Source organism: Agarivorans litoreus, from assembly GCF_019649015.1.
Taxonomy (GTDB): Bacteria; Pseudomonadota; Gammaproteobacteria; order Enterobacterales; family Celerinatantimonadaceae; genus Agarivorans; species Agarivorans litoreus.
In genome coordinates this window covers 112,369-125,569 of record NZ_BLPI01000001.1, presented here as the reverse complement: position 1 = coordinate 125,569, position 13,201 = coordinate 112,369, and the positions used below count along the sequence as shown (strand labels likewise).

General features: G+C 43.0%; 12 protein-coding genes and 6 tRNA genes. 16 read left to right on the top strand and 2 right to left on the bottom strand.

All coding sequences use genetic code 11. The annotated features are described in order from the left end of the window. Positions 1-159 precede the first annotated feature (159 nt). From ybgC to K5L93_RS00540, 15 genes are all read left to right on the top strand, one after another. Entirely contained in the window at positions 160-558 is a 399-nt protein-coding gene (gene ybgC / locus K5L93_RS00610) for a tol-pal system-associated acyl-CoA thioesterase (RefSeq protein ID WP_220718022.1), read from the top strand. Continuing rightward, positions 548-1,231 carry a protein TolQ gene (gene tolQ / locus K5L93_RS00605; protein ID WP_220718021.1) on the top strand — a complete coding sequence of 228 codons (684 nt, stop codon included), beginning with the start codon at positions 548-550 and terminating at the stop codon, positions 1,229-1,231. Before ybgC ends, tolQ begins: the two co-directional genes overlap by 11 nt. An 11-nt stretch (positions 1,232-1,242) precedes the next feature. After that, positions 1,243-1,680, top strand: a complete 438-nt coding sequence (tolR, locus tag K5L93_RS00600) for a protein TolR (protein ID WP_220718020.1) — start codon at positions 1,243-1,245, stop codon at positions 1,678-1,680. A 13-nt stretch (positions 1,681-1,693) separates the two neighbouring features. Then, complete coding sequence (gene tolA, locus K5L93_RS00595; RefSeq protein ID WP_220718019.1) at positions 1,694-2,689, top strand: cell envelope integrity protein TolA; 996 nt, start codon at positions 1,694-1,696, stop codon at positions 2,687-2,689. 5 nt (positions 2,690-2,694) lie between these two features. Continuing rightward, on the top strand, positions 2,695-4,056 hold the full coding sequence (gene tolB, locus K5L93_RS00590; RefSeq protein WP_220718018.1) for a Tol-Pal system beta propeller repeat protein TolB: 1,362 nt from the start codon (positions 2,695-2,697) through the stop codon (positions 4,054-4,056). 30 nt (positions 4,057-4,086) lie between these two features. Then, positions 4,087-4,650 carry a peptidoglycan-associated lipoprotein Pal gene (gene pal, locus K5L93_RS00585; RefSeq protein ID WP_220718017.1) on the top strand — a complete coding sequence of 188 codons (564 nt, stop codon included), beginning with the start codon at positions 4,087-4,089 and terminating at the stop codon, positions 4,648-4,650. Between the two features lie 25 nt (positions 4,651-4,675). Further along, entirely contained in the window at positions 4,676-5,443 is a 768-nt protein-coding gene (ybgF, locus tag K5L93_RS00580; RefSeq protein WP_220718016.1) for a tol-pal system protein YbgF, read from the top strand. Positions 5,444-5,639: 196 nt separating this feature from the next. Further along, positions 5,640-5,715: transfer RNA gene (locus K5L93_RS00575), tRNA-Lys, on the top strand. Between the two features lie 28 nt (positions 5,716-5,743). Beyond that, positions 5,744-5,819: transfer RNA gene (locus K5L93_RS00570), tRNA-Lys, on the top strand. A 21-nt stretch (positions 5,820-5,840) separates the two neighbouring features. Beyond that, positions 5,841-5,916, top strand: a tRNA-Lys gene (locus tag K5L93_RS00565). 17 nt (positions 5,917-5,933) lie between these two features. Next, positions 5,934-6,009, top strand: a tRNA-Lys gene (locus K5L93_RS00560). Positions 6,010-6,042: 33 nt separating this feature from the next. After that, a tRNA-Lys gene (locus K5L93_RS00555) sits at positions 6,043-6,118 on the top strand. A gap of 26 nt (positions 6,119-6,144) precedes the next feature. Beyond that, positions 6,145-6,220, top strand: a tRNA-Lys gene (locus K5L93_RS00550). 109 nt (positions 6,221-6,329) lie between these two features. Continuing rightward, positions 6,330-7,388: a quinolinate synthase NadA gene (gene nadA, locus K5L93_RS00545; RefSeq protein WP_220718015.1), complete on the top strand. Its 1,059-nt coding sequence runs from the start codon at positions 6,330-6,332 to the stop codon at positions 7,386-7,388. A 146-nt stretch (positions 7,389-7,534) separates the two neighbouring features. Then, complete coding sequence (locus tag K5L93_RS00540) at positions 7,535-8,584, top strand: GMP reductase (protein WP_220718014.1); 1,050 nt, start codon at positions 7,535-7,537, stop codon at positions 8,582-8,584. Between the two features lie 54 nt (positions 8,585-8,638). On the opposite strand, the gene K5L93_RS00535 is transcribed toward K5L93_RS00540, so the two are convergent. Both K5L93_RS00535 and gap read right to left on the bottom strand, forming a co-directional pair. Beyond that, entirely contained in the window at positions 8,639-9,487 is an 849-nt protein-coding gene (locus K5L93_RS00535; protein WP_220718013.1) for a D-hexose-6-phosphate mutarotase, read from the bottom strand. Positions 9,488-9,552: 65 nt separating this feature from the next. Continuing rightward, entirely contained in the window at positions 9,553-10,548 is a 996-nt protein-coding gene (gap, locus tag K5L93_RS00530; protein ID WP_220718012.1) for a type I glyceraldehyde-3-phosphate dehydrogenase, read from the bottom strand. 315 nt (positions 10,549-10,863) lie between these two features. On the opposite strand from gap, the gene malQ reads away from it, so the two are divergent. Beyond that, positions 10,864-13,062, top strand: coding sequence for a 4-alpha-glucanotransferase (gene malQ / locus K5L93_RS00525; protein ID WP_220718011.1), 2,199 nt, complete (start codon positions 10,864-10,866; stop codon positions 13,060-13,062). The last annotated feature ends 139 nt before the right edge of the window (positions 13,063-13,201 follow it).

Below are 13,201 nucleotides of genomic sequence, written 5' to 3'. Positions count from 1 at the left end.
AATAACGACAACATAGCCAAAAAATGAGCTTAAAGTGTTTAATTTTAAGCCGTTATTCCAATTTTCTTTATCAATTATCTAAATTAAGTGTCTAGAGTCTTAACCTTGGGCACCAGCCTGTGTATAGTAATTTGTAATTATATATTTGGGATAGGTGTAATGTCGGTTTTAGCTGTTCGGGTTTATTACGAAGATACCGATGCTGGCGGGGTGGTTTATCACGCCAACCATATTAAGTACTTCGAACGAGGCCGCACAGAGTGGTTGCGCGAGCTTGGCTATGATCAAGATGTATTAATGAAACAAGATTTGTGTTTTGTTGTGCGCTCGCTAAATATCGATTACAAACTTCCTGCTTTATTCAACCAAATGCTCTCGGTAGAAACCACCATCAATAAAATGAAAAGAGCCAGCTTGGTATTTGAACAAACCATTAGAAATGCTGATCAACAAGTCATCGCCCAGGGAATGGTTACTGTAGCTTGTGTCACATTGTCATCAATGAAGGCCACGGCCATTCCTGAAACATTAAAAGAGGATTTACTCGGTGCACTCTGATATGTCATTTATCGGCTTGTTTTGGCAGGCGAGCCTATTAGTTAAATTTGTAATGTTGTTGCTAGTGAGTATGTCTGTTTATTCATGGGCCATGATTATTAACCGTAACCGCGTATTAAAAGTGGCCAAAACTGCCAGTGATGCTTTTGAGAAAAAGTTCTGGTCGGGTGTAGATCTTAATAAGCTTTACCAAGAGAGTAATGCACGCGCTGATCACTTGCAGGGCATGGAGCAGATTTTTCACTCTGGTTTTCGTGAGTACATCCGTTTACATAAAACCAGTGGTCGCAGTGCCGATGCAGTGATGGACGGAACTTATCGAAGTATGCGGGTATCTTTATCGCGTGAGGTTGAATCACTAGAGAATCAACTACCCATGCTAGCCACCATTGGTTCGATTAGCCCATATATCGGCCTATTTGGTACGGTATGGGGTATTATGAATGCCTTTATCGCGCTGGGTGAAGTTCAACAAGCAAGTTTGAACATGGTAGCTCCAGGTATTGCAGAAGCACTTATCGCGACTGCAATGGGGTTATTTGCAGCTATTCCGGCTGTTATTGCCTTTAACCGTTTTTCTACGGGCGTAGCTAAACTTGAACACGGCTACGCTAACTTCATGGAAGAGTTCTCTAGCATTTTACATCGCCAAACACACAGCGGTAGTAATTAAGAGGAGCGAGCGTGAATCATTACCAACGTCCTAAACGACGTTTAGTTGCCGAAATTAACGTTGTACCTTACATCGATGTGATGTTGGTATTATTAATTATCTTTATGGTAACAGCGCCGCTAATAACCCAAGGTGTAAAAGTTGACCTTCCACAAGCCAGTGCTGAAGCAATGCCAGAAGACAGTAAGCCGCCTTTAGTCGCTACCGTGACTGAAAGCGGTCAGTACTACCTCGATACCGGTGAAGATGACAATTCTGCTAATCAATCACTTTCGGGGGATGATTTAAAAGCTGTAGTTATGGCACATCTTCAGTTAAACCCGGATTTGCCGGTGGTAGTGCGTGGCGACAAAAACGTTCGTTACGAGCAAGTGATAAACTTAATGGTGTTGCTGCAAAGTGCGGGTGTGCCATCCGTGGGTTTAATGACTCAGCCGGACGATAATTAGAATAGGAATAGCATTGAAGTCGCCTTTTAGCTTATCTATCGTTATTTCAATACTGTTGCACGCAGTGCTATTTGTCGCCTTGGTGTGGTCGGTAGATTTTGAGCGCGTAAAGTTAACACCCACCCCTAGCGCGCCAATTATCAACGCCACTGCTGTAGATATTAATCAGGTTAGCCAGCAAGTTGAGCGGATTAAGCAACAACAAAAAGATAAAGCAGACCAAGAAAAACAGCGAATAGAAAGAGTCGAAAAAGAGGCTGAACAAGCGCGCAAAAAACGTTTAGCCGAAGAAAAACGGATTAAGCAACTTGAGCTTGAAAAACGCCAAAAAGAAGATGCAAAGCGCAAAGCCGATGAACAAGCTCGTCGGGCGCAAGAAAAACAGAAGCTAGAGCAGCAAAAAGCGGCTAAAGCCGAAGCTGAGCGCAAAAAGAAAGAAGAGCAACGTAAAGTCGCAGAAGCTGCAGCAGTGGCTGCAGAAGCGGAGCGAGTGCGAAAACTTGAAGAACAGCGTAAAGCAGAAGAAGCCGCTAAGAAAGCCGAAGAAGCGGCGCGCAAAGCTGAAGAAACACGTAAACGTAAAGAAGAAGAAGCCCGTATTGCCAAAGAAAAAGCAGCCAAGGCTGAAGCTGAACGGAAGCGACAGGCTGAAATTGCTCGCCAAGAAGCTGAGTTTGAGCGCTTAATGCAGGCAGAGATGGCGGCTGAGGCAAATGCGCGTCACCAACGACAAGTACTAGGTGAAGTGGATAAATATCGCGCGTTGATTATGTCGACTATTCAACGAAACTGGCTAATAGAACCAAGTATGTTTGGTAAACAGTGTCAAATACAATTAACCTTGGCATCAAGCGGATTTGTTACCAGTATTGGCGATGGGAGAGGGGACGCTGCGGTTTGTGAATCTGCTCGTAGAGCAATCAAAAAAGCAGTATCTTTACCCGTTTCAAAAGATCCCGATGTATTTGAAAAAATGAAAAATATTACTTTAACTCTTAAACCGGAATAGCTGTGATGATTAGAAAATTTTTAGTGAGTGTGGGCTTTTTGTTTGCATTTATGAATGTTGCTCAAGCTAACCTAGAAATTGTGATCACGGAAGGCGTAGACAGTGCAAGGCCAGTAGGCGTTGTGCCGTTTGTATGGAAGGGACATGGAAAGGTTCCGCTAGATTTAGCTAAAGTAGTGGCAGATGATTTGCGTCGTTCAGGGAAATTTAACCCTGTTGCAATTAGCGAAATGCCGCAAACTCCGCAAACCGCTGAGCAAGTAGATTATGAAGCTTGGGCTGCTTTAGGTGTAGAAGCTGTGTTACTTGGCAATGTAGAAGCTTTAGAAGGCGGAAAGTATAAAGTCAGCTATTCACTGGTAGATGTGCTGCGCGGTCAGGTAACTGCGGGCAATAAACAAGAGTTAAAAGACGGTCAGTTAGTCACAAGTCAAGATCACGTGTTATTAGATCGCTTTAAAAGCGTAGCTAAGGCACAACTTCGTCAAATGGCTCACCTAATTTCAGACAATGTATACAAGTCGCTTACCGGAGAGCGAGGGGCATTCTTAACCCAAATTGTTTATGTTGTTGTGGTTGAAGGGGCCAATTTACCCTATCAATTAAGGGTTTCCGACTACGACGGCCATAATGAGCAAACCTTGCTACGTTCTAAAGAGCCTATCATGTCACCCGCTTGGTCACCCGACGGAAAAAAACTAGCATACGTTAGTTTTGAAAACAAAAAGTCAGAGATAATCATACATACTATTCGTGGCCCAGAAGCCGGACAAAGAACTACTTTGACCTCATTTAGCGGCATCAACGGTGCTCCTGAATGGTCTCCTGACGGGAAAAGTATCGCTTTAGTGTTGTCTAAAGACGGTCAACCTGACATTTATGTAATCGATGTAGAAACTAAGAAGTTACAGCGTATTACTAAAAACCGTCGTATTGATACCGAACCTACTTGGCTACCAGGTGGTAATAGCGAGTTGTTGTTCTCATCAGAGCGCGGCGGTAAACCACAAATTTACAAAGTGAATATCGATACCAATAAAGTTAACCGAGTAACCTGGGAAGGCGAAATGAACTTAGGTGGCTCTGTCACTCCAGATGGTTCGGCTTTGGTGATGGTTAGCAGAGTGAATGGGCAATACCGAATTGCTCGACAAGATTTTGATACTGGCTACGTGCAAGTATTAACTAGGACTCAACTGGACGAGTCTCCTACTATTGCACCCAATGGCAGTATGATTATGTACAGCACGGTAGCAGGTGGGCGCCAAGTTTTAGCATTGGTATCCATGGATGGAAGATTTAAAGCGACTTTACCAGCTAAAGAGGGCAGTGTAAGAGCCCCTGCTTGGTCACCCTTCTTAAACTAACAAAAACTATGTGATCATAAGGAATCCATAATGCAATTCGAAAGAGTAGTAAAAACCGTATTTTTAGGACTAGCGTTTGCAGGCTTAGCGGCTTGTAGTTCAAACAACACCAGCGATAGTGATGTGAGCGAGCAAGATAAAGCAGGTGGTGTTGTTGTTGAAGATAGCACCACTGGTGAAGGCCAAACAAATAATGGTGTTGAAGTGGGTGCCGTTGACCCAGTACTAAGTGCTGAAGAAGAAGAGCGTCAAAAAGCGGCTGAACTTCGTCAAAGCCAAGTGGTATATTTTGAATTTGACCGTTCAGACATTCGTGATGAGTTTGCAGAAATATTAGAAGCGCATGCGAGTTACTTACGTGACAACCCATCAGTTACAGTACTAATCGAAGGCCATACCGATGAAAAAGGCACGCCTGAGTACAACATCGCTTTGGGCGAACGACGTGGCAAAGCGGTATCAAAGTACCTTCAAAGTTTAGGTGTGTTGGCGTCGCAGATTTCTATTGTTAGCTACGGTGAAGAAAAGCCAGTAGATAACTCTCATACCGACGCAGCTATGGCTAAGAATCGTCGTGCTGTGTTAGTTTATTAATACGCTTGATTGTGTAGAGTAATTTATGAAACTTAATATGATTACGGCTACTTCTGTAGCCGTTTTATTTTCAGCTAGCATCAATGCAGCTGCGCCAGTAGAAGATGCAGGTGCAAGCTCCGCCCCTAACAACTCTGTGGCGTTGTCTTCAAGTAATCTTACTATGGAGCAGCGTATAGAACGTTTAGAACGTATGTTACAGGCGCGTAATCAGGTTCAATTAGATTTGCAAAATCAAGTTGAAGATATGTCTGATAGTATGTCGACAATGGTAGGGCAGTTAGAGCAAAGTAATTATCAGATAGAGCAGTTGATCGAGCGTCAGCGTGAAATCTACCAAGAGTTAGATCGTCGTTTTGCCCAATTACAAGCTTCACCAATTACTGCTAAAGCCGCCACTGAGGCCGCTCCTGTTGCAGCGGGAGAAGACCAAGCTTACGATGCGGCCGTTGCATTAGTGATGCAAGATAAAGACTACGATGCAGCTATTCCTGCATTTCAAAGCTTCATCAAGGATTATCCAAAATCTGGTTACGCGCCAAATGCGCATTATTGGCTAGGCCAGCTACAATATACTCGTGGGCAGCGTGATCAGGCGTCTGAGCAGTTTAATAAAGTTGTTAACGATTATCCCGATTCTAATAAGGTGGCTGAGTCATTGTTAAAATTAGGTATCATTGCCCAATTTCAAAATAACAATGCTGAAGCAAAATCGCTGTTTACTCGGGTAGTTAAAGAGCATCCAAACACTGCCGCCGCTGGCTTGGCGCAAACGCGTTTAGCGAAGTTGTAGTCTAAGTTTTAGCAAATAAAGTTCAGTAAATTCAAAATTCTGTACAAACAAGAAGCTGGTTGCTTATTTGCTGAACGCTTAGAAAAAAAGATTCAAATTACTGTTGCACAACAGTCTTAAATCCGTATCATAGGCCGCCGTTGAGTCAGGCCAATTGCGCAAGCAAATTGAAGCGGATTTAACAGAAGTTCAGAGCGGGTTGTTAGCTCAGTTGGTAGAGCAGTTGACTTTTAATCAATTGGTCGAAGGTTCAAATCCTTCACAACCCACCACTTTGATACTTCGCTGTAATAGATTTATGGGTTGTTAGCTCAGTTGGTAGAGCAGTTGACTTTTAATCAATTGGTCGAAGGTTCAAATCCTTCACAACCCACCATTTCTATTACCACTTTTTAGTGGGTCGTTAGCTCAGTTGGTAGAGCAGTTGACTTTTAATCAATTGGTCGAAGGTTCAAATCCTTCACGACCCACCACTATTTTGAAACGTTATGGGTTGTTAGCTCAGTTGGTAGAGCAGTTGACTTTTAATCAATTGGTCGAAGGTTCAAATCCTTCACAACCCACCACTTCTTCGTTTCAAAATATGCATTAACAGTAACGGGTTGTTAGCTCAGTTGGTAGAGCAGTTGACTTTTAATCAATTGGTCGAAGGTTCAAATCCTTCACAACCCACCACTGCTGTTATTGCTACTACTATCTAAGGGTTGTTAGCTCAGTTGGTAGAGCAGTTGACTTTTAATCAATTGGTCGAAGGTTCAAATCCTTCACAACCCACCATTTCTTAAGGTTTATCTCCAAGAACTAGACTAATTCTTTAGTCCAATAGCTGCCATTAGCTAACATCGCCGTGTATAATACTCGAACTATTTTTATCTCAGATGTAGTTATGCAACAGCTCGAATATTTTAACGAATCAATTTACCCATTTCCTCCTAAGCCTGCTCCACTTAATGCCGAGCAGCGCGCAGCGCATAAAGAACGCATTAAGCAGTTGCTTATAGAGCAGGACGCGGTGTTGGTTGCTCATTATTATACAGATCCTGAGATCCAAGCTTTGGCCGAAGAAACTGGCGGCTGTGTTGCCGATTCTTTAGAGATGGCTCGTTTTGGTAACAACCACCCAGCTAAAACGCTGCTAGTGGCTGGCGTGCGTTTTATGGGCGAAACGGCCAAAATCCTAACACCAGAAAAAAAAGTAATCATGCCAACTCTGGAGGCAACTTGTTCACTAGATTTAGGCTGTCCTGAAAAAGAGTTTGCGGAGTTTTGTGATGCTCATCCAGACTACACTGTAGTGGTATACGCCAATACCTCTGCTGCTGTTAAGGCGCGAGCCGATTGGGTGGTTACCTCTAGCATTGCGGTAGACGTGGTTGAGCACCTAGACGCTGAGGGGCACAAAATTATTTGGGCTCCGGATAAACACTTAGGTGGTTATGTAGCGAGGCAAACAGGTGCCGATATGTTGTTGTGGCAGGGTGCTTGTATCGTTCATGATGAGTTTAAAGCGAAAGCCTTGAAGCAACTTAAGCAGCAATACCCTGATGCTGCAGTGTTGGTTCATCCTGAGTCGCCAGAAAGCGTTGTAGAAATCGCTGATGCAGTGGGTTCAACCAGCCAGTTGATTGCCGCGGCAAAATCTTTACCAAACCAGAAGCTTATTGTTGCTACCGATAAAGGTATCTTCTATAAGATGCAGCAAGCTTGTCCGGATAAAGAAATGATTGAAGCGCCAACGGGTGGTAATGGCGCCACTTGTCGTTCTTGCGCACACTGCCCATGGATGGCCATGAACGGCTTGAAGGCAATAGAAGAGGCATTAATTGATGCTAGCGGCAAAGAAGTATTTGTTGATGAAGCCTTAATCGATAAGGCTTTAGTACCGCTAAATCGAATGCTAGGTTTTGCCAAGACTAACCAAATAAAGGTTAAGGGTAACGCCTAACCGTTTCTCTTTAAAAAAGCCTGCACAAGTTGCAGGCTTTTTTGTATCTAAACTTTTCGCACAAAAAGGTGCATTAACATTTTTATTATCAATAAAGGTTTGTTATAATTTTTGGGTTTTGTGCCTAATAACTAGCAGAGAAGTAGATGAGAGTTGAAACAGATATAAAGCTGGGTTTTAAAGACGTTTTAATCAAGCCTAAGCGTTCTACCTTGAAGAGCCGTTCTCAGGTTGTACTAGATCGGAAGTTTACCTTTAAACATACTGGTAGTCAATGGCAAGGTGTGCCTGTAATTGCTGCTAATATGGATACTGTTGGGACATTTGGTTTAGCAAAAGCATTGGCTGAGCACCGAATGATGACAGCAGTTCATAAACACTACACTATCGAACAGTGGTCGCAGTTTTTAGCCGGTATGGCGGCCGACAAAATTAAGTATCTGATGGTGAGTTGTGGTACTTCAGACGCAGACTTTGAAAAAACCAAGCAGATTTTGGCGCTGAATAGTAACTTACAATTCATTTGTGTAGATGTTGCTAATGGCTATTCAGAACACTTTGTTGGTTATGTACGAAAAATGCGCGAAACCTTTTCTGATAAAGTTATCGTTGCGGGTAACGTGGTTACTGGTGAAATGGTTGAAGAGCTCATTCTTAGTGGTGCAGACATCGTTAAAGTAGGTATTGGCCCAGGTAGTGTATGTACAACACGCGTTAAAACTGGTGTAGGCTACCCGCAATTATCAGCTATTATCGAATGTGCAGATGCTGCTCATGGCCTAGGTGGTCAAATTGTTGGTGATGGCGGTTGTACGCAGGCTGGTGATGTCGCTAAAGCATTTGGCGGTGGAGCTGACTTTGTAATGCTCGGCGGCATGTTAGCAGCGCACGAAGAAAATGGCGGCGAAGTTGTAGAAGAAAATGGTAATAAGTTCATGAAATTCTATGGAATGAGCTCTCAAACAGCTATGGACAAACACACTGGTGGTGTAGCCGAATATCGTGCTTCTGAAGGCAAAACTGTGCTGCTACCTTATAAAGGCAGTGTACAGCTTACGGTTCAGGATATTCTTGGTGGTGTTCGTTCTGCATGTACTTACGTGGGTGCGTCTGAACTTAAAGAACTGACTAAACGTACCACTTTCATCCGTGTACAAGAGCAAGAGAACCAAGTGTTTGGCATTACTAAAGTGTAATTCTTAAACGGTGTGGAATTAAAAGCCCTAGGTGTAATGCCTAGGGCTTTTTTGTTAAGAAATAATTTGTTGTAGACAGTGAGAGCGCTGAGGTGGCAAACAAACTGGTGATTGAGTAATGGCCGTTTCAACACAAATAAACTGGTGATAGTCGCTAACATCATCCATTTGGTTGGTTAATTGTTCGCCTGGGTTCCAAACAACTACGCTGTCATTACCACTATGGTGAATGTTTAATGAACGTTCACCATTAGTGATTACATTGCTATCTGCTGACTGTAGATAGATACGGTCGGTTTCTTCACTAAGCTTAAAACCAGCTGATTCAACCACAACTTTTTGGCTAAGAGCATCAAAATATTGTTTCCCAAGTGATCCGATGTGTAGTTTTTTTACATCAGTAATGAAATAGCTGTGCAAGGCACCTGTGAATTCAAAGCTATTTTCACTATTGTTCTTGGTGATTAAGTCTACACAAAGATTGTTAGTAAAGGTAAACAAGCAAGTTAATGCAATGCCCGGTGTAGCGCTGTGCTTTAAACTCAAACGAATTGAGCAGCTATCCTCACTGGTATTGGTTTCATCTAAAGACCAAAGGCTTGTTCTAGCAAAGCCGTGTTTCGGAAGACTGTTATCGCCTAGGTTACCAAAGCGTGGCCAACAGATGGGTATTCCGCCTCTAATGGCTTTCCCTTGGGTAAACAGACTATCATCACTTAACCAAAGGGTTTCTTCACCTGGGTTAGGGCGGTATGAGACAAGGTGAGCGCCTTGCTGAGCAATGAGTGCTTTAGCATTGGGATGATCAACCCAATAAAACACCATCCCTTCGGGGTTGCTAACTTCAAACACCGCGTTATCTATCTGCTTAATAACCGTTAGCTTAAGCTTTTCTAAGATCATGATTTTTACCTATAAAAAAAGCGACCCTAAGGCCGCTTTTAAATTCTATCTAGTAACTACATATCTTATTTAGAGATGTGAGCGATTAGGTCTAGAACTTTGTTTGAGTAACCGATTTCGTTGTCGTACCAAGATACAACTTTAACGAATTTGTCAGTTAGAGCTACACCAGCTTTTGCATCGAATACAGAAGTTTGAGTTTCGCCGATGAAATCTTGAGAAACAACTTGGTCTTCAGTGTAACCAAGTACGCCAGCCATTTCGCCTTCAGAAGCAGCTTTCATAGCAGCACAGATTTCTTCGTAGCTAGCAGCTTCTTTTAGGTTAACTGTTAGGTCAACTACAGAAACGTTAGCAGTAGGCACGCGGAAAGCCATACCAGTTAGTTTGCCGTTTAGCTCAGGAAGTACAACACCTACAGCTTTAGCTGCACCAGTTGAAGACGGGATGATGTTTTGAGAAGCACCACGACCACCGCGCCAGTCTTTAGCAGAAGGACCGTCAACAGTTTTCTGAGTAGCAGTAGTAGCGTGAACAGTAGTCATAAGACCAGATTCAATGCCCCACTTGTCGTTTAGAACTTTAGCAATAGGCGCTAAACAGTTAGTAGTACAAGAAGCGTTAGAAACGATGTCTTGACCAGCGTAAGACTCTTGGTTTACGCCCATTACGAACATAGGAGTAGCGTCTTTAGAAGGACCAGTTAGAACTACTTTCTTCGCGCCAGCAGTGATGTGCTTACGAGCGGTCTCGTCAGTTAGGAAGATACCAGTTGCTTCAGCAACTACATCAACACCAATTTCACCCCATTTTAGATCTTCAGGGTTGCGCTCTGCAGTTACGCGAACAACGTTGCCGTTTACTACTAAGTTACCGTCAACTACTTCTACGCTGCCGTTGAAGCGACCGTGAGTTGAGTCATACTTAAGCATGTAAGCCATGTATTCAACGTCGATTAAGTCGTTGATGCCTACTACTTCAATGTCGCTGCGCTCAACAGAAGCACGGAATACGAAACGTCCAATACGGCCAAAACCGTTAATACCAACTTTAATTGTCATAGTGATACCTAATGTTCCAAGTGTTAACAGATGTAGAAATTGGTTGTAAACTTACAACATTTTTAAAAATGGTCAAGTTCAATCGCCAATTAATTTGCGCGATATCAATTAATGGTTTAAAAATGAGCAAGCTAACATTTGCAGAACGAAGTATTAGCTCAGAAGTAAAAAAAAACAATCAATATCACTAAATCTCGGATAAAATTAATTTAGCGAAATTTGTGCTAGATCGATAAATCGAGCGTTAGGATGAGTACAATACACGCGCTAAAAAATAATAATTAGTTAGACAAAAGCAATAACTCGGGAAATGTTATGTCAGATCAAATCATTGAACAGTTGGTTAAGCTTCGCGGCATTGAAACCAGCTATGTAGATGCTTGGGGTAATCCGGCGCAAGTCGTACCTGAAAGCAAATCAAAACTGTTAAAAGCGCTTGGCTACCCTGTAGACGATGCAGAGCAACTAGCACAGCGTTATGAAGAGGACGTACTAAACTATTGGCAAAAAGTTATGCCGGTAGTAAAAGTGGTACGTGTAGCTTCTGAATATCCATTAGAGATCCGTGTTCCTATCGAGTTAGCTAATAAAGCGTTCACTTGGAAGTTGAAGACTGAGCAAGGTGAAGAGTTTAAAGGACAAATTACTCCTGTAGAGGGAGAGTTGATAGAAACTCACACTGTTAATGATGTTGAATACCAAGCTTACATCGTTAACTTAAACTTGGATTTACCTATTGGTTATCACTCTTTAAGTGTCTCTCTTAAAGGTGGTCGTAAGGTTCTGGCTGAAACTCGCTACATTGTTGCTCCCAAAGCCGCTTACATTCAGCCTCAAATTGCTAATGGCAAAAAAGTATGGGGCCCAAGTGTACAGTTATATTGTTTACGTACAGAGACTAACTGGGGTATCGGCGACTTCTCAGATTTACAGGTATTAGTTAAAAACATTGCTGAGCGTGGCGGTGATTTTGTCGGTCTAAACCCGATTCACTCGCTATACCCAGCTAACCCAGAAGCCGCCAGCCCTTATAGTCCATCCTCGCGTCGTTGGTTGAATATTGTTTATATCGACGTAGAAGCTATCACAGAATTTGCCGATTCAGATGCTGCAGCCCTAGTGGCTAGCGGTGCTTTCCAAAACCGTTTGGAACAGTTACGCAGCAGCGAGTGGGTAGACTACACCGGTGTAACGGAAGCAAAACTCGAAGCACTTAAGCTTGTTTTCAAGCAGTTCCAAACTATTCAGAAGGGTCGTACTAAGCGAGCTAATGAATTCCGCACTTTCGTTAAAGAAGGTGGCGAAAGCTTACAAGCTCAAGCTACTTATGATGCGCTACAAGCACATTTATACGACAGTATTGGTAATGCTTGGGGTTGGCCAGCGTGGCCAGACGAGTACAAAGAATACCACCTACCAGCAGTAGCTGAGTGGGTAAAAGCTAACCAAGAAGCTGTAGATTTCTACTTATGGCTACAGTGGATTGCCGATGAGCAATTAGCTGCTGTAGATGCGGTTGCTAAAGAGTCGGGCATGGTCATGGGCTTATACCGTGATTTAGCTGTGGGTGTGAGTGAAGGTAGTGTTGAGATATGGGCAAATGGCGATTTGTACTCTCTTGACGCAAGTGTTGGTGCTCCGCCAGATATTCTTGGCCCACTAGGTCAGAAGTGGGGCTTGCCTCCAATGGATCCAGCTGTGCTAGAAGAGCAACAATATCAGCCAATGGTTGATTTATTCCGTTCTAATATGCGCTCATGTGGTTCTTTGCGTATCGACCATGCAATGGCTCTATTGCGCTTATGGCTAGTTCCTGTTGAAGATTCAGCAGATAAAGGTGCTTACCTTTACTACCCAATTCAAGACTTGCTAGGTATTCTGGCACTTGAAAGTCATCGCAACCAGTGTTTAATCATTGGCGAAGACTTAGGTACTGTTCCTGATGGCATCTTTGAAGTTCTACAAGAAAACGGTGTTCACTCTTACCGTATTTTCTTCTTTGAGCAAGCAGAAGATGGTGGCTTTATTTCACCGGCGCATTACCCAGAGCAGGCAATGTCTGCGGTAACTACTCACGATATGCCAACCTTACGCGGTTTCTGGCATTGTGATGATTTAGCCTTAGGTCGCGAGCTAGGCATTTACCCTGACGAAGAAGTGCTACAAAGTCTTTACCAAGATCGTCATGAGAACAAGCAAAAGCTGTTAGATACCTTGCACGGTCACCAAAGCATTCCTGATTACATTTCTCGAGATGTAAACTGGGTGGGCATGGACAAAGGTTTGAACTACGGTATACAAGTTCACATGGCAAAGGGCAGCTGTAACTTACTATCTGTTCAGTTAGAAGATTGGATGGAGATGGATAAGCCAGTCAATGTACCGGGTACTTCAAGCGAATACCCAAACTGGCGCCGTAAGTTAACTTGGAATTTAAGTGACTTGTTTAACAATCATGATGTTCAACACTTAATGCACTCATTAACAGACGCTCGTAACAAAGCTAGCAAGTAAAAGTGATTATTTTATAAACAGGCGCTCTTCGGAGCGCTTTTTTTTGCCTATGAAAATGTTTTCTATCTCACTTTACTACTGATTAATTGAGAAAAGCGGTGAGAGTTGCGCTAACCTAAGCATTAATGACCAAATCCCC